Annotated in this window: 24 protein-coding genes; 16 read left to right on the top strand and 8 right to left on the bottom strand. The window is 61.9% G+C overall.

Going from position 1 to position 24,670, the window contains the following annotated elements; all coding sequences use genetic code 11:
- Positions 1 to 142: 142 nt before the first annotated feature.
- Both U9970_RS13230 and U9970_RS13225 read left to right on the top strand, forming a co-directional pair.
- On the top strand, positions 143 to 1,741 hold the full coding sequence (locus U9970_RS13230) for a bluetail domain-containing putative surface protein (protein WP_322764578.1): 1,599 nt from the start codon (positions 143 to 145) through the stop codon (positions 1,739 to 1,741).
- 90 nt (positions 1,742 to 1,831) lie between these two features.
- Positions 1,832 to 2,803 carry an acyl-CoA desaturase gene (locus U9970_RS13225; RefSeq protein ID WP_322764577.1) on the top strand — a complete coding sequence of 324 codons (972 nt, stop codon included), beginning with the start codon at positions 1,832 to 1,834 and terminating at the stop codon, positions 2,801 to 2,803.
- Here the strand turns inward: U9970_RS13225 and U9970_RS13220 are convergent.
- On the bottom strand, positions 2,788 to 3,597 hold the full coding sequence (locus U9970_RS13220) for a hypothetical protein (RefSeq protein WP_254960706.1): 810 nt from the start codon (positions 3,595 to 3,597) through the stop codon (positions 2,788 to 2,790). The genes U9970_RS13225 and U9970_RS13220 overlap by 16 nt on opposite strands.
- A gap of 55 nt (positions 3,598 to 3,652) precedes the next feature.
- Here U9970_RS13220 and U9970_RS13215 point away from each other — a divergent pair, with 55 nt between their 5' ends.
- From U9970_RS13215 to U9970_RS13165, 11 genes are all read left to right on the top strand, one after another.
- Positions 3,653 to 4,624, top strand: a complete 972-nt coding sequence (locus U9970_RS13215; RefSeq protein ID WP_322764576.1) for an acyl-CoA desaturase — start codon at positions 3,653 to 3,655, stop codon at positions 4,622 to 4,624.
- Between the two features lie 64 nt (positions 4,625 to 4,688).
- On the top strand, positions 4,689 to 5,147 hold the full coding sequence (gene rplI / locus U9970_RS13210) for a 50S ribosomal protein L9 (RefSeq protein ID WP_322764575.1): 459 nt from the start codon (positions 4,689 to 4,691) through the stop codon (positions 5,145 to 5,147).
- A 134-nt stretch (positions 5,148 to 5,281) separates the two neighbouring features.
- The gene (dnaB, locus tag U9970_RS13205) at positions 5,282 to 6,676 is read left to right on the top strand and encodes a replicative DNA helicase (protein ID WP_322764574.1); all 1,395 of its coding nucleotides are present in this window, start codon (positions 5,282 to 5,284) and stop codon (positions 6,674 to 6,676) included.
- Between the two features lie 60 nt (positions 6,677 to 6,736).
- Positions 6,737 to 8,236, top strand: a complete 1,500-nt coding sequence (locus tag U9970_RS13200; protein ID WP_322764573.1) for an ArnT family glycosyltransferase — start codon at positions 6,737 to 6,739, stop codon at positions 8,234 to 8,236.
- A 9-nt stretch (positions 8,237 to 8,245) separates the two neighbouring features.
- The gene (gene mnmG / locus U9970_RS13195) at positions 8,246 to 10,192 is read left to right on the top strand and encodes a tRNA uridine-5-carboxymethylaminomethyl(34) synthesis enzyme MnmG (RefSeq protein ID WP_322764572.1); all 1,947 of its coding nucleotides are present in this window, start codon (positions 8,246 to 8,248) and stop codon (positions 10,190 to 10,192) included.
- A 13-nt stretch (positions 10,193 to 10,205) separates the two neighbouring features.
- Positions 10,206 to 11,147 carry a hypothetical protein gene (locus tag U9970_RS13190; RefSeq protein WP_322764571.1) on the top strand — a complete coding sequence of 314 codons (942 nt, stop codon included), beginning with the start codon at positions 10,206 to 10,208 and terminating at the stop codon, positions 11,145 to 11,147.
- A 30-nt stretch (positions 11,148 to 11,177) separates the two neighbouring features.
- Entirely contained in the window at positions 11,178 to 11,885 is a 708-nt protein-coding gene (locus U9970_RS13185) for a sulfotransferase family 2 domain-containing protein (protein WP_322764570.1), read from the top strand.
- Positions 11,886 to 11,949: 64 nt separating this feature from the next.
- Entirely contained in the window at positions 11,950 to 12,759 is an 810-nt protein-coding gene (locus tag U9970_RS13180) for a hypothetical protein (RefSeq protein WP_322764569.1), read from the top strand.
- Positions 12,722 to 13,615, top strand: a complete 894-nt coding sequence (locus U9970_RS13175; RefSeq protein ID WP_322764568.1) for a sulfotransferase family protein — start codon at positions 12,722 to 12,724, stop codon at positions 13,613 to 13,615. Before U9970_RS13180 ends, U9970_RS13175 begins: the two co-directional genes overlap by 38 nt.
- Before the next feature lie 73 nt (positions 13,616 to 13,688).
- Positions 13,689 to 14,294, top strand: coding sequence for a chorismate lyase (locus U9970_RS13170; RefSeq protein WP_322764567.1), 606 nt, complete (start codon positions 13,689 to 13,691; stop codon positions 14,292 to 14,294).
- Between the two features lie 84 nt (positions 14,295 to 14,378).
- Positions 14,379 to 14,837: a hypothetical protein gene (locus U9970_RS13165; RefSeq protein WP_322764566.1), complete on the top strand. Its 459-nt coding sequence runs from the start codon at positions 14,379 to 14,381 to the stop codon at positions 14,835 to 14,837.
- Here the strand turns inward: U9970_RS13165 and U9970_RS13160 are convergent.
- The 3 genes from U9970_RS13160 to U9970_RS13150 form a co-directional block, all read right to left on the bottom strand.
- Positions 14,777 to 15,298, bottom strand: coding sequence for a DUF1269 domain-containing protein (locus U9970_RS13160; RefSeq protein WP_322764565.1), 522 nt, complete (start codon positions 15,296 to 15,298; stop codon positions 14,777 to 14,779). The genes U9970_RS13165 and U9970_RS13160 overlap by 61 nt on opposite strands.
- A 49-nt stretch (positions 15,299 to 15,347) precedes the next feature.
- Positions 15,348 to 15,830 carry a hypothetical protein gene (locus tag U9970_RS13155; protein ID WP_322764564.1) on the bottom strand — a complete coding sequence of 161 codons (483 nt, stop codon included), beginning with the start codon at positions 15,828 to 15,830 and terminating at the stop codon, positions 15,348 to 15,350.
- Between the two features lie 140 nt (positions 15,831 to 15,970).
- On the bottom strand, positions 15,971 to 16,516 hold the full coding sequence (locus U9970_RS13150; RefSeq protein WP_322766144.1) for a SprT family zinc-dependent metalloprotease: 546 nt from the start codon (positions 16,514 to 16,516) through the stop codon (positions 15,971 to 15,973).
- Positions 16,517 to 16,627: 111 nt separating this feature from the next.
- Between U9970_RS13150 and U9970_RS13145 the strand changes: the two genes are divergently transcribed.
- Positions 16,628 to 17,050, top strand: coding sequence for a hypothetical protein (locus tag U9970_RS13145; RefSeq protein WP_254935426.1), 423 nt, complete (start codon positions 16,628 to 16,630; stop codon positions 17,048 to 17,050).
- Between the two features lie 10 nt (positions 17,051 to 17,060).
- Positions 17,061 to 19,124: an NAD-dependent DNA ligase LigA gene (gene ligA, locus U9970_RS13140; protein ID WP_322764563.1), complete on the top strand. Its 2,064-nt coding sequence runs from the start codon at positions 17,061 to 17,063 to the stop codon at positions 19,122 to 19,124.
- On the opposite strand, the gene U9970_RS13135 is transcribed toward ligA, so the two are convergent.
- Both U9970_RS13135 and U9970_RS13130 read right to left on the bottom strand, forming a co-directional pair.
- Positions 19,090 to 19,833 (bottom strand): tellurite resistance TerB family protein, encoded by a 744-nt coding sequence (locus U9970_RS13135; RefSeq protein ID WP_322764562.1) that lies wholly within the window; start codon positions 19,831 to 19,833, stop codon positions 19,090 to 19,092. The genes ligA and U9970_RS13135 overlap by 35 nt on opposite strands.
- A gap of 44 nt (positions 19,834 to 19,877) precedes the next feature.
- A complete protein-coding gene (locus U9970_RS13130; RefSeq protein WP_322764561.1) occupies positions 19,878 to 20,255 on the bottom strand; it encodes a hypothetical protein in 378 nt (125 codons plus the stop codon).
- A gap of 79 nt (positions 20,256 to 20,334) precedes the next feature.
- Here U9970_RS13130 and U9970_RS13125 point away from each other — a divergent pair, with 79 nt between their 5' ends.
- The gene (locus U9970_RS13125; RefSeq protein WP_322764560.1) at positions 20,335 to 20,490 is read left to right on the top strand and encodes a hypothetical protein; all 156 of its coding nucleotides are present in this window, start codon (positions 20,335 to 20,337) and stop codon (positions 20,488 to 20,490) included.
- Positions 20,491 to 20,548: 58 nt separating this feature from the next.
- Here U9970_RS13125 and U9970_RS13120 read toward each other — a convergent pair whose 3' ends face one another.
- Complete coding sequence (locus U9970_RS13120; RefSeq protein ID WP_322764559.1) at positions 20,549 to 23,875, bottom strand: choice-of-anchor I family protein; 3,327 nt, start codon at positions 23,873 to 23,875, stop codon at positions 20,549 to 20,551.
- 151 nt (positions 23,876 to 24,026) lie between these two features.
- The gene (locus tag U9970_RS13115) at positions 24,027 to 24,635 is read right to left on the bottom strand and encodes a TVP38/TMEM64 family protein (protein WP_322764558.1); all 609 of its coding nucleotides are present in this window, start codon (positions 24,633 to 24,635) and stop codon (positions 24,027 to 24,029) included.
- Between the last annotated feature and the right edge of the window lie 35 nt (positions 24,636 to 24,670).

Here is a 24,670-nt window from a genome sequence, read left to right as displayed (position 1 = left end):
GCCCCTTCGGCTGGCCACTGGCGCAGGGTGGCCGTCCATCACCCCAATCCAGGCTGCAACGGCGAGCCGAGGCCTCGCCAACCCTCCTTCGCCCACAAATATTAAATATGTGATAGGATTTATAGATAAAGGTTATGCAATTATGACAACTCTTGACGGCTGGGAGATTGAAGGTCCTGATGGAGCTAACGGCAGCAAATTATACCCCCTAAAGAGCGGCTGGTTTGACGATGATAAGCGAAACCCGTACGACAAGACCTTTTACTATCTTTTCTCGCCAGATGGCAAGACGAATTTCGCACTCGGCATCGAGGGTCGACTCAATATTGCCAGCAACCTGCCAGAATTATTGTTTATCAGAAGCGATGGCTCAGGCCCAACTTACAATAGTTTTCAGCGCCCAGTTGGACACACAGGCGACAACATCAACCTAGCTATCTACAGCAACAGAGCCCTGCTGAGCGGGCTGCCCGATCACCCGATTATCCCAGATATCAAAGCCTTAGACCAGACACTCAGCCAAAACATCGAGGGTCTCTATTGGGAAGGAAGCGAAGCGTCTGACACCTTCACGGCCAATGTCAAAGAAGCCGACGCAAAGCTCAGAAGCATCTTCTTTGTAGGGCTCGACGGGGACGACACCATGACCCTCACCGGTGATCTCAGCTCCCTGGATGGCACCTACAACGGCCGCTCCAGCGGCTCTCCCCATGCCTTTGCCGGTGGAGCAGGCAACGACACCTTGAAACTCGACGTGCCCTACCTAGGCTTCACGATTGAGTACATGGAGGAGGAAAGAGGCTTTGGCAACACGGAAGTTGCCGATATTGGAACACGATTCAGCATCACAGGGCCAAACGGTTTTCGCTTCGACGCCGTCGATGTCGAAACAATTGAATTCAGTGACGGCACATTCAACCGGGACAACGTCTACCTGCTTTCAGGCGAAGAAAAAGAAACCAGCTTCTCAGGTTCAGTCGACAACGACTATTACAATCTTTCCCGCAGCAGCATTGCACAGACGGTGAAGCCGGGTGATGGCAATGACGTTGTTCTTGGCGGGAATGGCAATCTATCTGTTATTGGTTGCACTGGTGCTGGAGACGATTATTACGACGGCGGGGGTGGCACCAACACCATCCGCTATCTCTCTGCCAAGGCCGGCATCACAGTAAACCTGCATCGCACGCGCGGCTTCGCGCGAGCCAGAGCCGGCGGCGACGCCGCTGGCATCGGAAGCGATGTCCTTAAAAACTTTAATAATGTTGTTGGCGGCAGTTTTAATGACACGCTGATTGGCAATAGTTCCAGCAATGCAATTAACGGTGGTGATCTCAACGACCTCATCATTGGCGGCGCTGGAGCAGATCGCCTCACTGGCGGCCGTGGCATAGACATGTTCCGTTACGGTCGTCTAGTCGAGTCGCGTTTTGGCGCCTACGACCGCATCACCGACCTGGCGATCGGAATCGATCGCATTGATGCCCCGCGTGCCGTCAGTCGAGCCAATGTTCGCCAGCTGGGCCGTGTCAGCGCCCTCAACCAATTCGGCCTCAGCACTGTGCTCACCAGGGCCACGTTTGGAGCACATCGTGCTGCAACCTTCAGCTTGGGCAGTGGCGCAAGTACTCGCACATTTCTAGCCCTCAATGATGGTCGCGCTGGTTTCCAGGGCGCTACGGACGGGCTCATGGAAATCACCGGGTATACCGGCAACCTGGCGAATCTGGCCGTGATTTGAGCTGGCCTCACCAGGGGCAAGGGGTTAACAGCCAATTTTGCCGAGCCCTGCGCAGGTAGATTTGTTGAGTTGTCCCAAGTCGCCGTTGCCATGGCGTCACCGGGCACGCACCACCCGGAGAGTTCCTTGGTAGTAAGCACCGATTCGGCCCAAGTTTTGGGTGCGGCCACACCCAGCGCGCTTGAGGATCAGCGAATCCGCGCTGCTGTATCCGAAAGGCGCCAACCCCTGCCGGGCCGCCAGCGCAAGTTCAAGGGGGGCACCACCAGCTTCATGCTGGCGATGCACGTGGGTGCGGTGTTTGCCCTGCTGCCGCGCTTCTGGAGCTGGCAGGCCGTGGTGGTGTTGGCGGTCCTCTATTGGACCACCGTGCTGGGGGTGACCCTGGGTTTGCACCGGATGCTGACCCACCGCAGCTTCAGCGCCCCCCTGTGGCTGGAGCACATCTTGGTTCTGATGGGTGCCCTGGCCTGCCAGAGCGGCCCGATCGAATGGGTGGGACTGCACCGCCACCACCACAAGTATTCCGACCAACCCAACGACCACCACGACGCGGCCCGGGGCCTGTGGTGGGCCCACAGCGACTGGATGCTGCACGAGATTCCAGCCCTGCAACACGTGGGCCGGCTCACCGGCGACCTGCAGCGCGACCCCTTCTACCGCTGGCTGGATCGCTGGTTTCTGCTTCTGCAACTGCCGCTCGGCGCCGCTCTCTATTGGTATGGCGAGCTGGCCGGCGTCCATGGCGGCGGCTTAGGCCTGGTGCTCTGGGCGATCCCGCTGCGTCTGGTGATCGTGTATCACGTCACCTGGCTGGTGAATTCGGCCACCCACTTCTGCGGCTACCGCAACTTCAATTCCCCCGACCTTTCGCGCAATTGCTGGTGGGTGGCAATCTTGAGCTTCGGCGAGGGCTGGCACAACAACCACCACGCCTTCCCCCACTCAGCGCGTCACGGCCTGCGCTGGTTTGAGTTCGACATCACCTGGCAGCACATCAAGCTGCTGCGCAAGCTGGGCTGGGCCAAGCGAGTGCGGGAAGCGAACTACAACCCCTCTTGAGGGCTGGCTGGCGGGGCCTGGAGCTGCTGCCTAATTGCAGCTGCTAGATCCAGTTTTGCCATGGCGCCGGTGGCCGTTAAGCCCATGGCTTTGGCCTGCTGGCGCAGCAGCTCAAGAAACTGATCCGGCTCCAGCTCCGCCTCGCCCGTCGCCCCCAGCCGAGCCAGGGTGCGGCGCAGATCAGGGAGTTCGCTGTCGAGCTCAGCTGCCGAAAAATCGCGCTGACCCGCCATCACCTCGGCAAACCGCTCCCGCCGCTGCCGCTTCTCGACCGGATAGGCAGCCAGCACCGGCTCGCGGCACAAACGCCAGGGCCGCCCCGCCGTGAACAGCTGGGCCAAAGCCGCACTCAAGGGCACCGCTTCGGCCGCATCTATACGCAGATCAAAGGCCACCGGCGGCTGGCGCAGGCCCACAAACACCTCGAGCAGTTCGCCGGGCCCCAGCACCGGAGCGCCCTCGTCCTGCACGGGCAGGGCAGAGGTTTCCAGGGCCGCTACCAGCTCGGGGCTGTCGGCCAATCGCTGGCGCAGGCCGTCGCCCAGACTGCCGCCACGCACCTCGCGGGCCAGCAGCTGATTTATACGACCAAGGGCCAGGAACACCTCCGGGCCGGGGGAGGCCAGCTTGCCGTTGCGCAGCATCGAGAGCTGGGAGTTGTGGACCCGGCCCAGATCGAGGGCCTCAGCCAGGGCCGGCAACACCCGATGCGACCAGCCGTTGCGCTCATGCCACACCTTGATCAGATGGGCAAAAGCGACCCGGCCCGATAGGAGATCTTCCCGGTACCCCACGCGATATGGATCCGTATTGCTACCATTCTACCGATCAGTACGGAGCCGGTCCGTTATGGCCGCACCAGTTAGTCCCAGCGCACCAGCCACCCAGCGCCTTGCCACCCGCAAGCCCGCCTTCATCAACCAAGGCGTCAGCGGCGAGCGCCGCGCCGAGGCCCTGCACCGGCCGCGCCATGGCAAGGCCGCTAGCGCCAAGGGGTCGAAAACCACCCCCTGGGTCACCATCGGCTTCATGGCCGTCATCCATGTGCTGGCGCTGGTTGCCCTGCTGCCCCAGTTCTGGAGCGTGCCCGCCCTGGCCAGCTTCCTAGTGCTCTATTGGGTCACCGCCTGCCTGGGCGTGACGATCGGCTACCACCGCATGCTCAGCCACCGCGCCTTCCGGGTGCCCCAGTGGCTGGAGCGTTTCTTCGCCACCTGCGGCGCCCTCAGCTGCCAGCACGGCCCAATCGATTGGGTGGGCCTGCACCGCCACCACCACAAGTTTTCCGATACGGAAGTGGATCACCACACCAGCCTGAAGGGCTTCTGGTGGAGCCACATGGCCTGGATGCTCCAGGCCATCCCCGCCATGGCTGCCGTGCCCCGGCTCACCGGCGATATCGCCAAAGATCCCTACTACCGCTGGTTGAACACCAATTTCCTGTTGCTGCAGGCGCCCCTAGCCGCCCTGCTGTTTTGGATCGGCACCGCCACGGGCGCTGGTGGCTGGGCCCTGGTGCTCTGGGGCATCCCCCTGCGCCTGGTCGTTGTGTACCACTGCACCTGGCTGGTGAATTCGGCCACCCACCTTTGGGGCAGCGTTGCCCACGACAGCGGTGATGGCTCCAAGAACAACTGGTGGGTCGCGGCGCTCACCTTCGGCGAGGGCTGGCACAACAACCACCACGCCTTCCCCCACTCAGCTCGCCACGGCTTTGGCCACCAAATCGATCTCACCTGGCAGCACATCCGCCTGATGCGCTTCCTGGGCCTGGCAAAGCACATACGCCTGCCCGCAGCTGCTGAGCCTCAGCGGACCTGAGGCCTGATCACCCCCTGATTTAGGGTGTTGGATCGGGTCTTGATCAATCTCCTACTTATTTGCCATGGCTAAGCGCGTTCAAGTCGTCCTCAACGCAGACGTTCTCAGCCTGGGCAAGAACGGTGATCTGGTGGAGGTAGCCCCCGGCTACGCCCGCAACTTCCTTGTTCCCACCGGCAAGGCCCAGCCCGTGACTGCAGCTGTGCTGCGCCAGGTGGAAGCGCGCCGCGCTAAGGAGGCGGAGCGTCAGGCCGCCCTCAAGGCCGAAGCGGTGGCCTTCCGCACCGCCCTCGACACGATCGGCCGCTTCACCGTCAAGAAGCAGACCGGCGGCGACGACGTGCTGTTTGGCACCGTGACCAACGGTGACGTAGCTGAAGCGATCGAAGCTGCCACCAAGAAAGAAGTGGATCGCCGCGACATCACGGTGCCCGAAATCCACCGCACCGGCTCCTACAAGGTGCAGGTGAAGCTCCACCCCGAAGTCACCGCCGAGCTCAACCTGGAAGTTGCCAGCTTCTGAGGCCAGAGCCAGCAGTTGAAAACCCAGGGATGGGGCAGCTTGTGTGTTGAACCCCCACCGGTAGGGCCAGTGGGGTGGTCAAATGGCGCCGCCGCACTCAAGATTGCCCTCCCGGCTAAGCGCCCCCCAAGATCATGGTGAGCGTTCCCCTCAACCAATCCAGCAGCCGCGAATCCCGTTCAGACGGGCGCTCGGAAGCCCGTTTTGAGGCCCTGCCCGATTCGGTGCCGCCCCAGAACCTGGAGGCTGAAGAGGCCGTGCTGGGCGGCATCCTGCTGGACCCAGACGCCATCGGCCGCATCGCCGACGTGCTGCAGGCCGAGGCCTTTTATCTCGGCGCCCACCGCGAGATCTACCGCACGGCGGTGATGTTGCACAGCCAGGGCAAACCCACCGACCTCACGGCGATGTGTGCCTGGCTGGCGGACACCGGCGCCCTGGAGAAGGTGGGCGGTCAGGGCCGGCTGGTGGAGCTGGTGGAGCGCATCACCTCGACGGCCTCGATCGACCAGGTGGCTCGCCTGGTGATGGACAAGTTTTTGCGGCGCCAGTTGATCCGCTCCGGCAATGAGGTGATCGCCCTGGGCTTTGATCAGAGCAAGCCGATGGAGCAGGTGCTCGATGAGGCTGAGCAAAAGATCTTCGCCATCAGCCAGGAGAAGCCCAGCACCGGCCTCACCCCCACCGCCGAGATCCTCACCAGCACCTTCAACGAGATCGAGAGCCGCTCGCTGGGCACTTCCGTGGCCGGCATCCCCTGCAACTTCTACGACCTCGATGCCATCACCCAGGGCCTGCAGCGCAGCGACCTCATTATTGTGGCCGGCCGGCCGGCGATGGGCAAAACCTCAATCGTGCTCAACATCGCCAAAAACGTCGCCCAGCTCCACGCCCTGCCGGTCTGTGTGTTCTCCCTGGAGATGAGCAAGGAGCAGCTCACCTACCGCCTGCTGTCGATGGAGGTGGGCATCGAAAGCGGCCGGCTGCGCACTGGCCGGTTGCAGCAGGAGGAGTGGCCCCTGCTGGGCCAGGGCATCAACAGTCTCGGCCAGCTGCCCCTGTTCCTCGACGACAAGCCCAATACCGGCGTGCTGGAGATGCGCTCCCTCTGCCGCCGGCTGATGGCCGAAACCGGCAAGGAGCTGGGCCTGATCGTGATCGACTACCTGCAGCTGATGGAGGGCTCCACCCCCGACAACCGGGTGCAGGAGCTGTCCCGCATCACCAGGGGCCTCAAGGGCATGGCCCGCGAGCTCAACGTGCCGGTGATCGCCCTATCCCAGCTGAGCCGCGGCGTCGAATCGCGCACCAACAAGCGGCCGATGCTCAGTGACCTACGCGAATCGGGCTCAATCGAGCAGGACGCCGACCTGGTGCTGATGATCTACCGCGACGAGTACTACAACCCGGAAACCCCCGACCGGGGCATCACCGAAGTGATCGTGACCAAGCACCGCAACGGCCCGGTGGGCACGGTCAAGCTGTTGTTTGAGCCCCAGTTCACCCGCTTCCGCAACCTGGCGGCTTGAGCGGTGCAATCTGAACAACCGGTCAACACACCGCATGAAAGTGCAAGCAAACGCTTCACCGTGCAGCTGTTGCTGGGTATCAGCCTTTATTTCCTGTTGAACGCGGTAAGCCAGGGCCTGATGTCGACAACAGCCGACCTGGACCAGGCCGAGCAACTACTGCTCTCCCAGAGCTGGAGCCTGGGCTACGGAGCGCAGCCACCGCTTTATACCTATTTAGTGAAGCTGGTGTTTCTAGTCACGGGGCCAGCCCTGTGGCCCCTCCGCGGCCTCAAGGTAGTGCTGCTAAGCGTGCTGGTTGGGGCGCTGCTGCAGATCGGCCACCTACTCAAATTCCGCCGCGATCAGCAGCTACTCGTGGTTTGTGGCCTGGCGCTAATCCCCCAAATCGTCTGGGAAGCCCAGCGCGACCTCACCCACTCCGTGCTAGCCACCGCCTTAGCGGCATGCACCCTGCTTCAGCTGCTGCGCCTGATCAATCGGCCGACTTGGGACAACCACGCCCTGCTGGGCCTAGCGGTGGGCGCTGGTCTGCTCAGTAAGTACAACGTGGCGATCTTCGATGCGGCCTTGCTGGTCACCGCCCTTAGCGTTCCGCGCTGCCGCCAGGCCCTGGTCCGCCCCCAGTTGCTGCTGGCCTTCGCAACTGCTGGGCTAGTAATGGCCCCCCACCTCGGCTGGGTGCTCAACCACAGCGATCTAGCCCTGAGCGGCATGGTCAAAACCCGCCGCCCTGATCCCCTTCCAGTGAGCGGCCTATTCAGCGCCCTTAGGTCTGGCATCGCCTTTTTGACCCCCTTCTGGATTGCAGCACTGGCCATGCTCTGGCCAGAAAGGCATCGCCTGCGCTGGGCAGATCCGGGCCGAGCGCCGGCCCAAGCAGTGCTGCAACGGTTGCCCCTAGTCGTGGTGGCGGTGCTGCTGGTGACGGTGCTCGCCACCGGTGCTACCCGCATCAAGGACCGCTGGTATCAAACCCTCTTGTTTATGGCGCCGGTGAGCGCCGCCAGCCTGGTCCCTCCATTGCCTGCGAGCCGACTGCGCTGGGCGATTCGGGTGGGGGTCACGGCTGCTGGCAGCGCCGCCCTGCTGCTCCCCGGCCGCACCGCCATGGCGGCGTTCACCGGTAAAACCAGCCGGCCCAACTACCCATTACCCCAGCTCGTGAAAGCGATCAAGCAGCGGCACGGTGTGCCCGATTTGGTGCTAGCCAGCAACGGACTCATCGGTGGCAACGCCCGCCAGCTACTGCCGGAAATACGGGTGCTCACCCCTCAGGCCCTAAATCCCGGGGCCGCTCTAAGGATCGAACCGCCCGCAGCCGGCAGCCACCTGCTGGTCTTGCTCGACCGCCGGGACACTGCTGAGTCAATCGCCCCCTTGCTGACCCGCATTGTTGACACCACGCCTGCGATAAGCCCAAAGCTGAAGAAGCCACAGGTCAATTGGCAGCAATTAACCTCGCCATCCCTCTGGCAACCAAATGAGCTCTATGCCATTCGATACGCCTGGATCAAGATCCCAGATCCACAGCACAAGCCCTCCAGCAACGATTCCTAGGATTCGCCCATGAATGCGCCCGCTGCCTGCACCGAGCACTTCGACCTGATCGTGGTGGGCGGCGGCCACGCGGGCTGCGAAGCGGCGCTCACCGCTGCGCGTCTAGGGCTCAGCACCGCCCTGTTTTCACTCAACCTCGATCGCATCGCCTGGCAGCCCTGCAACCCGGCGGTGGGCGGTCCGGCCAAGAGCCAGCTGGTGCACGAGGTGGATGCCCTCGGCGGCGTAATCGGCCGACTCGCCGATGCCACAGCCCTGCAGAAGCGGGTGCTCAACGCCAGCCGCGGCCCCGCTGTGTGGGCCCTACGCGCCCAGACCGACAAGCGCCAGTACGCCCGCCAGATGCTGCAGCTGCTGCAGCACACGCCAAACCTGGCCCTGCGCGAAGCGATGGTGACCGGGCTGCTGGTGGAGGGCACCCCCGGCGAGGACGCCCGCATCAGCGGCATCCGTACCTACTTCGGCAGCAGCTACGGCGCCGCCGCCGTAATCCTCACCACCGGCACCTTCCTGGGCGGCCAGATCTGGGTGGGCAACCAGTCGATGAGCGCCGGCCGGGCTGGAGAGCAGGCCGCCGTTGGCCTCAGCGAAGCCCTCGAGGCGCTGGGCTTCCAGATGGGCCGGCTCAAAACTGGCACCCCAGCCCGGGTAGACCGGCGCAGCATCGCCCTCGACCAACTCGAAGAGCAGCCCAGCGATGCCGAGGGCCGCTTCTTCTCCTTTGATCCGGCCTCCTGGGTGAGCGGCGAGCAGATGAGCTGCCACATGACCCGCACCACGGCCGCCACCCACCAGCTGATCCGCGACAACCTGCACCTCACCCCCATCTACGGCGGCTTCATCGACAGCAAGGGCCCCCGTTACTGCCCCTCAATCGAAGACAAAATCGTGCGCTTCGCCGACAAGGAAAGTCACCAGATCTTTCTCGAACCCGAAGGCCGCGACACCCCTGAGATTTACGTGCAGGGCTTCTCCACCGGTCTGCCAGAGCGGCTACAGCTCGAGCTGCTGCGCACCCTGCCGGGCCTGGAGCAATGCGTGATGCTGCGGCCCGCCTACGCCGTCGACTACGACTACCTGCCCGCCACCCAGCTCAAGCCTTCGCTCGAAACCAAGCGGGTAGCCGGGCTGTTTTGCGCCGGCCAGCTCAACGGCACCACCGGCTACGAGGAAGCCGCGGCCCAGGGCCTGGTGGCTGGCCTTAACGCCGCCCGCCTGGTGGGCGACCAAGAGCCGGTGCACTTCCCCAGGGAGGGCAGCTACATCGGCACCATGATCGATGACCTGATCAACAAGGATCTGCGCGAGCCCTACCGGGTGCTCACCAGCCGCAGCGAATACCGGCTGGTGTTGCGGGGCGACAACGCCGACCGGCGCCTCACCCCCCTAGGGCGGGAGCTGGGCCTGATCGACGAGCGGCGCTGGGCCATCTACACCGCCAAACAACAGGCCATCAGCGGCGAAAAACAGCGCCTGGAATCGGTGCGCCTCAAGGGCAGCGACCCGGCCGCCGCCGCCGTGGAGGCCCAAACCCAAGCCCCCATCAAGGGCTCGATCACCCTGGCCGACCTGCTGCGCCGCTCCGGCTTCCACAGCGGCGATCTGGTGCGCCTGGGCCTGGCGCCGGCGGATTTGCCAAGCGACGTGCGTGAGGGCGCTGAGATCGACATCAAATACAGCGGCTACCTGGCCCGCCAGCAGCAGCAGATCGACCAGGTCAAAAAGCAGGAGCACCGGGCCCTACCAGCAGACGTGGATTACGCCACCATTGCCACCCTTTCAAAGGAAGCCCGCGAAAAACTCAACTCAATCCAGCCCCTCAGCCTGGGCCAAGCCGGCCGGATTCCAGGGGTAAGTCCGGCGGACGTCACGGCCCTGCTGCTCTGGCTGGAGCTACGCAAACGCCAAAACTCGTCAAGTCAGCAAAGGGCCGGTACTCTTGATCCCACTAGATAAGAGGGCGCAGCAGGTGAGTCCGGTACGAGGCATACCCACCTCCCGGGCCTACTGGGAGCTCAAGGCAGAGCAGGTGCTCAATCGGGTGTTCGAGCCCGAAAAGCCAATTGAGGTGGAGGTCTGCGACACGCCAGCGGCATTTTCCGATGCCGGCAGCATCCCCGTAGAGCTGCATGACCTGCCGCCAGCAGCAGTCTCTAATGCTGCCTCGTCTGATCCTGCTACGTCTAAACCTGCTGCGTTTAAGCCGGCTGCCACCAGACCAGCCCCTGCCAAACAACCAACTTCCAAACCAAAGCCGGCCTCAGCAAAGCGCCGCCCAGCTACGGCGGCCAAACCCTTGCAGCGGCTTGCAGATCAGGTTGGCCGCCAGCCCAGCCTGCTACTGGCAGGAGCCAGTGTGACGGTGATGGTGGTTGCAGGAATGGCCCTGGCCGTGCTCGGCCTCTGGAACCAGAGCCAGCAGGCCATTCGCCAGGAGCGCAACATGCTGCTGATCGAGCGGCTGCGCACCATGGGGCCCGGCACAACCCCAGCCCAAGCAAACGAGCCCGCCCAGGCAGCCGCTGCCGTTGGGTCAGCAGAAGACGGAGAGCTGCCCCCACCCCCTCCGGGCGAACCCTGGATGGAAGAGCTGGCAACCCTGCCTGCCAGCAGCGCCCCAGCTGCCGATGTACTCAAAGTGCCCGTCACCAGCCGCATCACCAGTCCGGCACCCGCTGCCACCGGCTCAGCCAGCAGCGGTGGTGGAAACGCTCCCCAGCTAGTGGGAGTGGTGCAGGTGCAAGGGCAAAGCGGCTCAGCAATCTTTCAACTGGGCGGTAGCTCTACCAGCGCCGCCGTGGGCGAGAGCATCGGCAGTAGCGGCTGGCGCTTGCGCTCAGCCAGTGGCGATACGGCTGTCATTGAGAAGGGCGGCGAGCAGCGCCGCATAAGCATCAGCAGCGGCTTTTAAACCACCCCCACGATCAGACTGCATAAGAAAATGCTCATATCTCATCGGCACAAATTTATCTTCTTAAAAACACAGAAAACGGCAGGCACTTCACTTGAAATTGCCTTGTCCGCATTTCTTTCAAAACAAGACGTCATCACACCGCTTTCCCGAAAATGGCCCTGGCCCTCAGAGGATGAATCAACCAGACGCGAGCTAGGGCTGCCTGGACCCTCAAATTGCCTAGCTCCCTTTCACGCTTATCACCCAGAAGACGTCTGGAATCTTATCTCTAAAGGAAAACTAAAAAAGAACTTCTACAACCATATGCCAGCGCAAGAAATCAAGCGCAAAATTACTGATCAAACCTGGAATGAATATACAAAAATTAGTGTTGAGCGAAATCCCTTCGATCGCGCGATAAGCACTTACTATTGGCGAACGCGCAAGCAAAAAACAAGACCATGCGTGAACGAATACATTAAAATATGCAATCCAGAACATCTTACAAACTGGAATATTTATACAATTAATAACGACGTGATTGTCGACATCATGCTGCACTATGAGCAGCTTCAAAATGATCTCAATGCGCTAACGAAAACACTTAATTTTCAAACTCCTATTCGGCTTCCTCCTAAGCAAACTAAAGGCCAGTTTCGCCAAGACAAAAGGCCGTGGCAAGACGTGCTCGATGACAAAAGCATTCAGCGAATCCGTTCAATTTGCCACCGAGAAATTTCTAAATTTAATTACTAAATCCCGACCAGCTCCATTCGTAAACTTTCAGGAATTGATGAATAGACCAAAGATTCTCGTTTGCATGAAGTGGGGCGACAAGTATGGCCCTGAATATGTTAATCGACTATATGCTGCCGCCAAAACATACGTCACGGGCGATTTCAGCTTCGCCTGCTTAACAGATGACAGAAGCGGACTCGATCCCGCGATCCTCAGCTATCCCATTCCTGAACTTGGCTGCACCCCCCCCACCAAGACCCGTGGAAAATGGAAAAAGGTTGCCCTTTGGGGCAAAGAAATTGAGCAGTATCTAAATGGAACTGTCTTATTTCTCGACCTTGACAGCATCATCCTTGACAATATTGATTGTTATTTCAACTTTGGCGATCCCGAGGATATTATTCTAGAAAGGAATTGGGCTCGTCCGCTAAGCGGGCTAGGTCAAACATCGGTCTTTCGATTTCCAATTGGAGCCCATCCTGACATCTTAGCAATCTTTCAAAAAGACCCACAAGCTATTGCGGATCGTTTTCAGTTTGAACAGCATTACATCACGCATAGCACTAAAAAATTTCTAAAATTTTGGCCAAGAGGCTGGACAAGACATTTTCGCCTTCACTGCCTTGGCCCAATGCCATGGCGACTATTTAGGCCAGCGGTCATTCCGAAAGGATCTCGAATAATCACATTTCCTGGAGGCCCGAATCCTAGCGAAGCCATGGTTGGCAAATGGTCCCCAACCTCACCTCCTTATCAAGGTCGGCGCAGCCACCTACTCCGCGTATGGAAAGAAAGACAACTATCGCTTTTACGCAAATTCATCATGCCGACGCCATGGATCAAGACTCTTTGGATTGACCAAGCTTGCCAAAATACAAACTGCGACAAGTAAAGCGATGTGGAAGTTATGGAGGCCTGAGATCAGAGGAGGAATTCACGTCTGCGGCTGCGGTCATTCCGGAACATCAATCCTGACTCGTCTAATTGGAGCCCACTCGGAAATCTACGCGCTGCCAGGGGAGACAGGCATAGCGAAGAAGGAAAGATATTCGATCTACCGAAGCAACGTTGAACTTTTTGAGCAAGAAGCCGTCCATCACAACGCAAGTTGTTGGGTCGAGAAAACGCCAAAGCATGTGCGTAATCTCCGCTTCATCTTAGACTGTGCACCAGACACCAAAATTATACTCATCATCCGCAATCCTAAAGACACCATAGCGTCACTCAATCGACGCTATGGCTCGCTTAGCAAATCAATTCGTCGCTGGAAGTTTGATAACAAAAGAGTGATGTATTGGTCAACACATCCGCAATGCATCGCGATACAATACGAGAACTTAATAACAAGAACTGAATCAACTCTAGCCCAAGTGATGCAATTCCTTGGCAAAACTTTCGAGTCAGAGCAACTTAATTTCCATTCGCAACAAGTAACCTGGTACAAATCCACACAAAATTCTCCTTTGGATGGCGATGGAACAAGGCTTGAAGACCAGGGAAGCTTAGTCAACACCGACTTGCAACTTAACGGGGTCCTAGCGATGCCCGAAGCTATTGACGAGTCTCAGTACGGCAGCGAAGTGCATCACAATACCTATAGAAATTACCAGATCAATCAACCTCTATTTAACAATATTGGCAACCATCGCAAATATCTGACTGACGCAGAGATTGACCGAATCTCTCAAGCCTGCAGATCATTAGCCCTCGCCATGTGCTACGACGACATAGACGCATTTTCCTCCTGAACTCGACTGCATACTCTCGGACCTCCTCCCCCCTCAGCTTCTTAGCCTGAAGCCCTTTGAAGTCCTGCCCCCCATGTCGGTCAACCAGTTGTTGCCTTCCCCGGAGCTGATATGGCAGGCCTCCAAAGTCAATGTGCTCGAGGGTAAAGCCGGCGGAGTGCTCTCTGGAGCCTGGCGCTTGATGCTTCTAGGTGACGGAAGTCCGACCCGCCACTTTCAACTGCTCACGGGCAAGCCGGTGGAGATCGAGCTGATCGCCATGGCGCCTGAGCCAGCCGCCCCCGGTGCCGGCGCGCCCCCGCCCCCGGAAGTCGTCGAGCTCGATGGTCCCCTGCTGCGGCGCCAGGTGTGGCTGCGCTGCGGCGACAAGACCCTGGCCTGGGCAGAGAGCTGGTGGAATCAAAGCCAGGCCGACGCCTACCTGCAGCAGCGGGAGCTGCCGATCTGGCGCAGCCTGACGGCCAACCGGGCTGAACTGTTCCGCGAGGTGGATGGCCTGGCCCTTGTTGCTGCTCCCTGGCTGGAGCAGCGCTTTGGCCTGGCGGGACCCTTTTGGAGTCGCCACTACCGCTTCTTCCGCGGGGGCAAGGAGCTCACCGTGATTAGGGAGGTGTTCTCACCGGCCCTTGAGCACTGGCTGGGCCCGGCCAAGCTTTGTCACGATTTACAAACTCAGTAACGGCTTACAGCAATTCGAGGTTGACGGATTGACGCGCCTAGTGCTGTGCCCAGCATGGGGCCACTTGCGCCGGGGAGCCTGGCCATGACAACAAGCCTCTGGTTGAGCCTCACCGACCTCGGCCGCATCTACGGCATATCCGCCGTGCATTGCGGCCGGCTGCTCAGCGATGCCGGCCTGCGCCAGCAGAACGGTGCCCCCAGCAGTAAGGCCCTGCAACAGGGCCTGGCCTATCAACACCATCCCCATGCCAGCTGCCCCAGCGCCGTTTGGAACGGGGAAGGCTGCGCAACCCTGCTGCAGGAGCAGGGTCTGCGGCCCATGGCCGAGCGCAACCTGATCGACCAATGGGCAGACCTGCTCAGCGCCCTGGAGCAGGGCTCCCCCTCGATCAACACCTCCGCCGAGGAAATGGCCAGCGACCTACCTGCAAACCTGGTGAGCCAGGTGAATCAGGAGCTGCGCCAGCGGGGCTGCAGGTTTCAGGTAAGACGCAAGGCTTCTGCCTGCAGGCGCGCCCGCTCCAGCAGCTCCCGCAACTGATCCTCGTCCGTATGGCTGAGGTTGCTGCGTAGCAACTTGGCGTGGGGAGCATGGGCGCGCAGGCGCTCAATCACCCGATCTGGGGTGGCTTCCCGCACCAGCAGGCACAGGGCCGCGCTGCCGCGGGGCAGGGTCTCGCCCAGCTCGCGCATGAAGCCATCGTTGATGCCGATGTCGGAAAGGGAGCCCGAGGCTGCGCCCACGCCGGCTCCCACGGCAGCACCCAACAGGGGATTGAGAAACAGCAGGCCCACCAAGGTGCCCCAGAAACCCCCGCCTAGGGCGCCAGTAGCGGTGAGGTTGATGGCCTGACGCAGGTGCACCTGGCCCTCGCTGTCGTGCTCCACCACCACCGCATCCTCGAGGGCGATCAGCCGCTCCCGCTGGATATCCACCAGCTCGCGCCGCACCTGCTCGGCTTCTTCCGCCTTCGGAAAGCCCACCACCACCAGACTGCCCATCTTTTAAATGCAATTGCAGCCAACTTAACCAGCTCGCCGGAGCGGGCCCTCAGCCCCCAGCTCGGCGTCTGCTGGAGCGGGGCATGGCACGGCCCGGGAGCTGGGATTGCTGGGATTGGGATGGGGGCTGGGTTTGGGTTTGGGGTGCCCTGGGCGGCTGCCGCTGCCAACGGGGCAGGGCGAAAGCGTCATCTTCGGGCCATTCTTCTGGCTCCCTTGCTTGCGGCTCCCTTTCTTGGCTTGGCTGGGCCTGGGGCGGCGCGGCGCTACGGCGAGAGATGGCATCCAGGCGGCGGCGCGGCCGGTCCTGGGAGCCCAGTTCAGGGCGAGTCTCCTGCCAGGGCTCTCGCCAGTCGTCCTCGTCTTCAAGGATCCAATCGAGCTTGTTTTCCACCCAACGACCCAGGCCAGCGAGCCGGCGGCCTTCGCCCCGGTTGCCGCTGCGGGAGCCTGGGCGGGCGCCCGACACGCCATCAACCAGCTGGCGACCCGCACTCACCAGGCGATCTAGATCTTTCCAGGATTCGGCCATGGGCCCAGGCTAAGGATCCAGCTAGCGACGACGACCCGCCAGCCAGCGCTCCCGGCCCATCCCCACCAAGGCAATGGTGATTCCTCCGAATTCCAGGGTCCAGAGGAAAACGCCCATGGCAGTGCCGTGCTGCCGGGACCTTAGGCCGCCTGCTCAAATCGCAACAGACAACTGGCGTGCCAGCGGCCGCCGTGCAGCCGGTCGCAGCAGAGGCGGCAGGCCAAACCCTGCACCCGGCGGCGGTAGGGGGCGCTGACGCCGCAATTGGGGCAACAGGCCAGCCAGCGGGGCGCCCTGGTGCTGACGGGCACGGGATAGCGGTGGCGGATGCTCACCTTGAAGCCAGCCTGGGAGCCGTTGATAGCGGCCATGCGGGCGCGGAAGTGGGGGCCATGGGCCTCCTCGACACCCACCACCCGATCCACCCAGGCGTGGATCATTTCGTGGCAGAGGGTGCTGAGGGTGGCTTCCTGTGGCAGGGGATCAAGCAGAGGCCGCGACAGCACGATTTCGCACAGGGGGCGGCCATCGGCATGGCGTCCGCGCCGGTAGAGCCCGGCGGTTCGGCGCATGCGGCCGTCACTCCAGCGCAGATCCACTAAGCGCTGACCAGCGGGCGCCAGGCTGCCGTCAAACCATTCCCGGTCGAGCCGGTGAAATAGCGGCAGCAGAGGCTCAAGGGGCATGCCGCCGGGGAACGCAGGGGCTGGGCGCATTGTGCCGAGCCCAGGCGCCAGGTCTCAAAATGCAAGGCCGTCGGTCAGACTCTGCACCTCTCAAGCGCAGCTGGAATCGAGATGGATTGGGGTATCGCCCGCGAGATCGGCACCAAGGCCCTAGCGGCCGGCGCAGGCTCCCTGCTGCTCTTCTGGACCGTGAACGCCGTGAAGCTGGTGCTCAGCGCCCGCGGCATCAACCCACTGATCAAGCAGTTCTTCACCCAGGTGGCCAGCGGCCAGGTGGATGGGGCCTACATGCTCACCACCAAGAACTACCGCTCCCACGTCAACCGGCAGCAGTTCATCCGCTTCCTGGCGGGACTGCAGCTCAACAAATACCGCAACCTCAAATCCGGCCGGCCCCGGCTTGATGAAGGCCAGCTGATCCTCACGGTGAAGCTCAAAAGCGACGGCAAAGACGAGCTGCCCCTCGACTTCACCTTCGTCAAAATCGAAGAGCAGTGGCGGGTAGACCGGATCACCAAGCTCGCAGCGGCCTGATTCAGTTGCCGTGAGCGCCGCTCCCACCAAACAGGCCCGCGCCGGCGAATTGCGGCGGCTACTGCAAAGGGCCGCCCACGCCTACTACGTGCTGGATGCTCCAGAAATGGAGGATTCGGTCTACGACCGGCTCTACAAAGAGCTGCTGGAGCTGGAAGCAGCCCACCCGGAGCTGATCACCCCAGACAGCCCTAGCCAGCGGGTGGGGGCCATTCCGGCTGAGGGGTTCAGCAGCGTGGAGCACCGCATCGGCCTGCTCAGCCTCGACAACGCCTTCAACCCGGGCGACTTGGAAGCCTGGTATGGCCGGCTGCTCAAGGTGCTCGATCGCGAGCCGGCCACCCCCCTAGAGATGGTCGGGGAGCTGAAGATCGACGGCAACGCCCTGGCCCTCAGCTACGAGCAGGGGCTGTTGGTGCAGGCCGCCACCCGGGGCGACGGCGAGCGGGGCGAACAGATCACCGCCAACGTGCGCACCATCGCCTCGGTGCCCCTACGGCTGCAGCTCGAGAACCCTCCTGCCTGGGTGGAGGTGCGCGGCGAAGCCCTGATCCCCGATGACACCTTTGCTGCCATCAACGCCGAGCGGGCGGCCCGCGGCGAGGCCCTGTTTGCCAACCCCCGCAACGCCTGCGCCGGCACCCTGCGCCAGCTGGATCCAAAAGTGGTGGCGGCGCGGCGGCTGGATTTCTTCGCCTACACCCTGCACCTGCCGCAAGACACGCCCCAGGGGCCCAGCAGCCAATGGCAAAGCCTGCAATGGCTGCAGGCCGCAGGCTTCAAGGTGAACCCCAATGCCGAGCTGCTGCCGAATCTGGCGGCGGTGCAGGCCTTCTTCAGCGCCTGGGACACGGGCCGCCGCACCCTGCCTTACGCCACCGACGGCGTAGTGGTGAAGCTCAACGACCTGCGTCTCCAGGACGCCGCCGGCTTCACCCAGAAGGCGCCCCGCTGGGCGATCGCCCTGAAATACGCCGCCGAGGAGGCGCCGAGCACCTTGCTGCGGCTGGCCTGCCAGGTGGGTCGCACCGGGGTGGTAACTCCCGTGGCCGAATTTGAGCCGGTGCCCCTGGCCGGCACCAGCGTAAGCCGGGCCACCCTGCACAACGCCGATCGCCTAGCTGAGCTGGATTTGCACGCCGGCGACACGATCGTGGTGCGCAAGGCCGGCGAGATCATCCCCGAGGTGGTGCGGGTGCTGAGCGAACTGCGCCCAGCGGGGGCCGTGCGGCTGGAGCTGCCCCAGGTATGCCCCGAGTGCGGCTCTCAGCTCGTGCGCGAGCAGGGCGAAGCGGCCACTCGCTGCGTTAACTCCAGCTGCCCGGCGATCCTGCGCGGCGCCCTGCGCCACTGGGTGAGCAAGGGGGGCCTGGATGTGGATGGCCTGGGAGCCAAGCTGATCGAGCAGCTGGTGGATAGGGGCCTGGTGGGCTCGATCGCCGACCTCTACGGCCTCGATGGGGCCCTGCTGGCCAGCCTGGAGCGCATGGGAACCAAGAGCGCCCACAACCTGGTGGTCGCCCTAGCCGCATCCAAACAGCAACCGTGGCACCGCCAGCTCTACGGCCTGGGCATCCACCACGTCGGCGAGGTCAACGCCAAAGCCCTAGCCAAGGCCTTCCCTAGTGCTGGTGAGCTGGCCGCCGCCACCACGGAGAGACCCGAGTCGATCACCGCCGTGTTCGGCATTGGCGCTGAAATCGCCCAATCGCTGCAGCAGTGGTTTGCCACCCCCGCCAACCAGCTGCTGCTGCAGGATCTGGAACGGCTTGGCTTCTCGCTGGCAGCCGGGCCCGAGGAGCCTGGAGCTGGTTCCGAGACGCCCCTAACCGGGCAGACTTTTGTGCTCACAGGCAGCCTGCCGTCTTTGAGCCGCAGCGCCGCCCAGGCCCTGATCGAGGCGGCCGGCGGCAAGGTGAGCGGCTCGGTGAGCAAGAAAACCAGCTACGTAGTGGCCGGCGAGGAAGCCGGCAGCAAGCTCAGCAAGGCCGAGAGCCTGGGGGTGGCGGTGCTGGATGAAGCGGGGCTGCTGGAGCTACTCAAGGCTGGAGCAGGGAGATCAGTTCAGCCATAGATGCCTCCTCATCGCCATCGAGGGTTTCCTTCACCTCAATGAGCTGCCTGCAAAGCTGCACGATCTGATCTTTTTGCGAAGCATCAAGCAGCGCAAGCCGTTGTATGGCAAGCCTGAAATCATCGCGATTTGGCACAGGCTTCCAGGCCAGATCGCGGGCGATCTCTTCAACTTGCAGGCTTCCACCTGTAAATCGGCCCGCCAGGTAGTGGGCAATTAATTCTTTTTCGCGCCGCTGCAAAACCCCATCGGCACGCCCCACATATAAAAGAACAGTTAATTCATCTTGATGGCTTTGATATAGGCGATCAAGCTGTCCCTGCTGACTGGCCGCATGGCTGGCCTCAAGAAAGGCGGGCAGATCATCGATCCATTCACCACTCTGCAAATCTAAACAGCGCTGCAGCGACTGACTATTAAAATCCAGGAACCGCTTAAGTAGCTGACAGTGGGCTCCCAGAATTGCCTGATCCCCCTGCTGGCTAAGGCGATAGCGCTTGACGCGGATCTCGCCCCTCAAGGTTGTGCCGTCCACCTGCAGGTGATCAACCTCCAGCAGCAGGTTGATCGGACGATCGGGCTGCCATAGGCCTAAATCGAAGGAGGTTGGCGCAGCAAAGCTTTTCTCAGCTGGGGGTTGCTCGGCTAGAGGTTGCCCGCCTCGGGGCCGGCGGCGTGAACGCCGAGCACCCAGTAGCCACAAAAGCAAGTCGATAGTCCCAACCCCAAGCAGGAAAAAGTTATGGGCAAAGATTAGGGTTCAGAAAGCCCTGCGGCGGGCCGCAGGGCATCACTGCCACAGCGCACACAAAAGCGGTGCTGGCCCGTTTGGCTGTAACCGCACTTGCCGCATACCTGCAGCACAGGTGCCACGTTGCGCCCATCAGCGACCCCATCGCTCAAATCAAGCTCGGCCACCTTCTCCAGCAGCTGGGCTTCACTGAGCAGCCCTCCAGCCGCCAAGCTTTGCCTCACCGCCTCAACGATGAGGGCAAGCCGCTGCATACGCTCCTCAACGCCTACTAGGTAGGCAGTGAGGGCCTCGGGCGAGCCGATCTGACTTAGATCCGGGGGCTGGGGGGCTCGATCGATAGCCAGCCAATCCCAGGCACTGGGTTGCGGGGGTTCCATCAGCTGTGAGTGCTCTAGCCACTTAAGGCCCAAAAGCGAACCGCCGCTCCCCCAGGGGCCTGCGCGGCAAGATGGCTTCATGGACGATCCCCTGCCGCAGGCCTACCGCTGGATCAAAACGGAGTGCGGTCGCGCCAAATACGACCAACTGGCCACCCAGCAGGGGCTGCTGGCAAAGCTGAGGCTGGCTTGGTTTGTGCTGATCGCAGCGATCCGGGATTGGCGGCTGCCATAAAAAAGGGCCCCGTTAAGGGGCCCATGGATACGGAGCAGGCGAATGAAGCCGGCTGGACTCAGATCAAATCTGGGTTCTGAATCAGGTTGAGCTGACCGCCCTGCGCGAGGTAGCCATTGCCCGCAATGTTGCCATTGGTGAGGCTGTGTGCCTGGACATCGGAGAGGAACATGCTGCCGGCGGCTTCGCCGTAGATGTCGGAGACATCGATGATGCCCGACGATTCCCAGTTGCCGAAATCAGTTGTCTTCGTGTCGGTCTGGCCGTAGTCCGTGGGCACGGCGCTGCGATCGATCTGCAGCCAACGCTCAGCATCAGCCTGACCGGTAACTGGATCCGTGTCCGTAGGACTCACCTTCCAGATCGAGGATTCCTCCTGTGCGAAATAGGCTGAGGGGATAGACTTGTCTTCTTGCACGTAGATCGAGCCATCGGGCGACCAGGTGAGGTTGTCCGGGTTGCGGATGATGGTGGCACCAAAGGCGCCCTGCTCATCAGCATCAATGATGCCGTTCTTGGTGACACCATTAGCAGCATCCCAATCGGCGATCTGACGGTCGCCGTCGTAGATCACTTCCAGACCGGTGCTGTTGTCACCGGCAATCAGGCCGTTGCCGTCAAAGGCGCCACTGAGATCAAGAGTGATCAGGTTGCCAAAGGTATCGGCAGCACCGAAGTCGCCATTGCCCGTGGTGGCGAAGACCACCTGTTGACCATCATTGGGATTGATCGAGGCATCCTCCAGGCGGCTGAGTTGCAGCGCCCCAAGGTCATTGGCATTGGTACGCAAGGTGGCTTCATCCCATTCGGCCACCTGGGCGCCCGTGCCCACCAGCTCCCAGCTGCCGGCGGCAGTGGCCCCAAGGGCCAGGGCATTGAGGTCGGCGGAATCGGGAACCCCAGATGTGCCAGCGTCCGTACCGATGCTGCCATCGGTGGGAACCCAGGTGTAGAGATTTCCGCTGCTGGCAGCCAGACCATTGCGCTCTAGGAAGCCAACTCCTTCAGCAGTCGCCTTCTCGCCCACCCACAGGTAGATCGGGGCGGTGTTGTCATCCATCAACAGGACTCCCACCGTGTTGACGCTGCCGGTGTCAACCTGAACGGCGGTTTCCCAACCGCCGCGGCCCAGGCCGGGCAGCGCCCAGATGGCATCACTCTCGGTGTCTAGGGCCCAGAACAGACCTTCGTCGCTCTCCTCACCCGTGAGATAAATGTTATCCACGAAGCCACGGCCAGCGCCGAAGCGATCGGCCTGCTCGAAGCTGGAGGAGCAGAAGCGGCTGAAGCCCTTATTGATCTGGGTTGCATCGGTCACCTCCACTCCGTTGACGTCATAGATCTCGCTATAGGCAATGCCGCCGGAGATCATGGCCGACTGATAGCCATTGGAGGCGTCATCATCTACATCCTTGTCGATGATGAACTTGCTGATACGGGCACCAGTCAGAGCCACGCCATCCACCAAGTAGCTATAGCCAACGGTGTTACCAAGCTCACTGTTGGCGAGCACGGTGTAGGTGCCATCGCCATTGTCGTAAGCACCGAGACCGTCAAAGATGCCGGGAGCAGTGTAAACGCTATCGCCAGGATTGAGGCCGTTGGTGAATTCACCATTAGTGAGCAGGTTGCTGATCTCCAGGGTGGGCCCACCCTCCACGTCCTTGATCATCGTGCTGGCAAAGGTGCCTGCGCCGGCCACCGGAGGCGCGGCGATCAGGGCCTCGAGATCAAACACATTGAGGGTGTTGGACACCTCATTGGACACGATCAGCTGGGCGCGGCCCGTGGGGCTCTGCTTGGCGTCCACCACCTTCAGGCCTTCAGGGGAGATGCTGCCGGCGATCACCGTGCTGGTCACAAACTGACCGGCGGTGGGATCGCTCACGTCGAAAACGGCCAGCATCGAGCTGACGCCCCGCTCCAGCGAGACGATGGCGTAGGTGCGGCCGTCCACCTTGGCGACCACCACGCCCTCGGGCTCCACGCCCTTGTCATCGCTGCGAGCGTCGCTATACACACCGGCGGCAAAAGCGATCGTCTGCAGGGTGTTGCCGCTGTCCCAAAGCACGGTGCCGGTGTCACCATCGAAAATGGTGATGCTGCGGCTGCCGAAGGTGGTGATGCGATCTTCACTGCCAACGGTGGCGTCATCTGTCAGGCGCTTCACTCGGTCGGCATTGCCCGAACCGCGCTCTTCATCGGTGTAGACGGGATCATCCTCATCAGGATCAGCACCGATGGCGAAATACTCACGGCCATCACCCTCATTGGCGGTGATGAAGTAGTCCTTGCCTTTGACTCTGTAGGCGGCGATGCCGTCGGGCATCCTGAGGCCCTCATAGGCCTGGCCCAACAGTGGCTTAAAACCACCATCCTTGTCGCTCAGATCCACCAGCTGGGTGCTGTAGTCAACCGTTCCCAGGGAGAAGATCTTCTCGATCTTGTTGGTAGCCAGGTTGACCTTCGCAACGGCGTTGTTCTCTTGCAGGGTCACGTAGGCGTACTTGCCCAGGATCGAGACGTATTCGGGCTCGATGTCGTTGGCCTGGGTGGTGCCAGCGGGACCGGAGATACGGACTCCCTCAGGCAGGGTGATGCCGGCAAAGCCGAGGTCGTTGTAGCTGAAGCGCTCTCGGCCGGTGCGACCTTTGATATCGATGATGCCGATGCTGCCCGGGCGATCCAGGGTGTATCCAGCCGCAGGCTGTCCTTCATTGGCAATCACCAGCTTGGTGCCGGTTTGATTGAAGGCGATCCCATCGGGCAGATAGCCAACCAAAACATCGGCAATCTGGGTGAGAGTGGCGTTGACGCCAACGCGATAGAAGCGCACCAGGCCCTTGCCGCCGCTGGTGTCGTAGTCGGCCGGCGACAGGGCCACAGCCAGAAGGTTGCCGTAGCTGGCTACGGATGTGGAGACGTAGCCGCCGCCATAGGTCACTCGGTCCAGCAAGACCGGGGCCGACGCGGTGGTGGCATCAGTCACCTGCAAGGTGCTGCCGCCGCCACTTGAGAGCACAAACAACTTGCCGCCGGTAGTCACGGTGGCAGAGATCTCTGTCTGGAACTGCTCGCCCGAGGTACCGGTGGGCGTCAGGTCGAGGCTACCCAGCAGGGGATTAGCAGGAGCCGGGGGCTTGCCGCGGCCGCGCCGGTCGTCATCGCGGTCGTCATCGCGATCGTCCTTGCGGTCGTCCTTGCGGTCGTCCTTACGGTCGTAGCTGCGGTTGGCCAGAGCCGGGGCCGCAGGTGCTGATGCTGGTGCGGCTGCAGGTGCTGGTGCGACTGCAGGTGCTGCTATTTGAACGGCACTCTCCGATTTGCGGGCAGCAGCCGGGACTTCGAAATTGACGCTGGATTTGGCCTTGGGGGCGGGAGCCATGGGTCAGACAAATGCGGTCTGACATCACCGTGGCCTGAGCACCAGCCCCCGCTGTTTATGGCTTGGTTAGGGATTTAGGCAAAATTGGCAGTGATGTCGTACAGACAACAAGTCCACCGCAAAGCTCATCACAAAGCCCCTCTAATCACAATCAATCCTTAACCTGAAGCGCCCGCTGCGCCGCCCTTCCCACCAACCAAACGCTGGCGACGGTGGCCAGCAGGCCGCCTATGCGCAGGGCCCAGGTGCCGGCATCGGCCTCGCCGGAGAGCACATCGCCGAAGCGGGCCACATCACCGGCCAAGGCGCCCAGGCCGCAAAACAGGATCGTGCCGGGCAGGATGCCGATTAAGCCAATGGAGTAGTCGCGCAGGCTCACCTCACTGAGGCCATAGGCAAAGTTGAGCAGGGAGAAGGGAAAGGCCGGCGAGAGTCGGGTGAGCAGCACCAGCTTCAGGCCCTCCCGGCTCACCGCCTGCTCGATCGCCAGCAGCTTCGGCACCGCCGCCAGCCGCCGGCGCGCCCAATTGCGCAGCCAGGTGCGGCCGAGCAGGAAAGCGGCCTCGGCCCCCAGGCAGGCCCCTACAAACACAATCAGGCTGCCCCACCAGGTGCCATACAGGGCGCCAGCCAGCATCGAAGCCCATACCCCTGGCAGCAGCAGGGTTACCCAGAGGGCGTAAAGGGGCACAAAGGCCAGGGCACCTGCAGGAGAGCGCAGGGCGGGCAGCAGCTGGTCGAGCAGCGCCGATCCATCCATGAACGAACCCTAGCGGTGGGCAGAGCCAGCCCGGC

This window comes from Cyanobium usitatum str. Tous (assembly GCF_963920485.1).
Classification (GTDB): Bacteria; Cyanobacteriota; Cyanobacteriia; order PCC-6307; family Cyanobiaceae; genus Cyanobium_A; species Cyanobium_A usitatum_A.
This window is presented reverse-complemented; position numbering and strand designations above follow the sequence as displayed.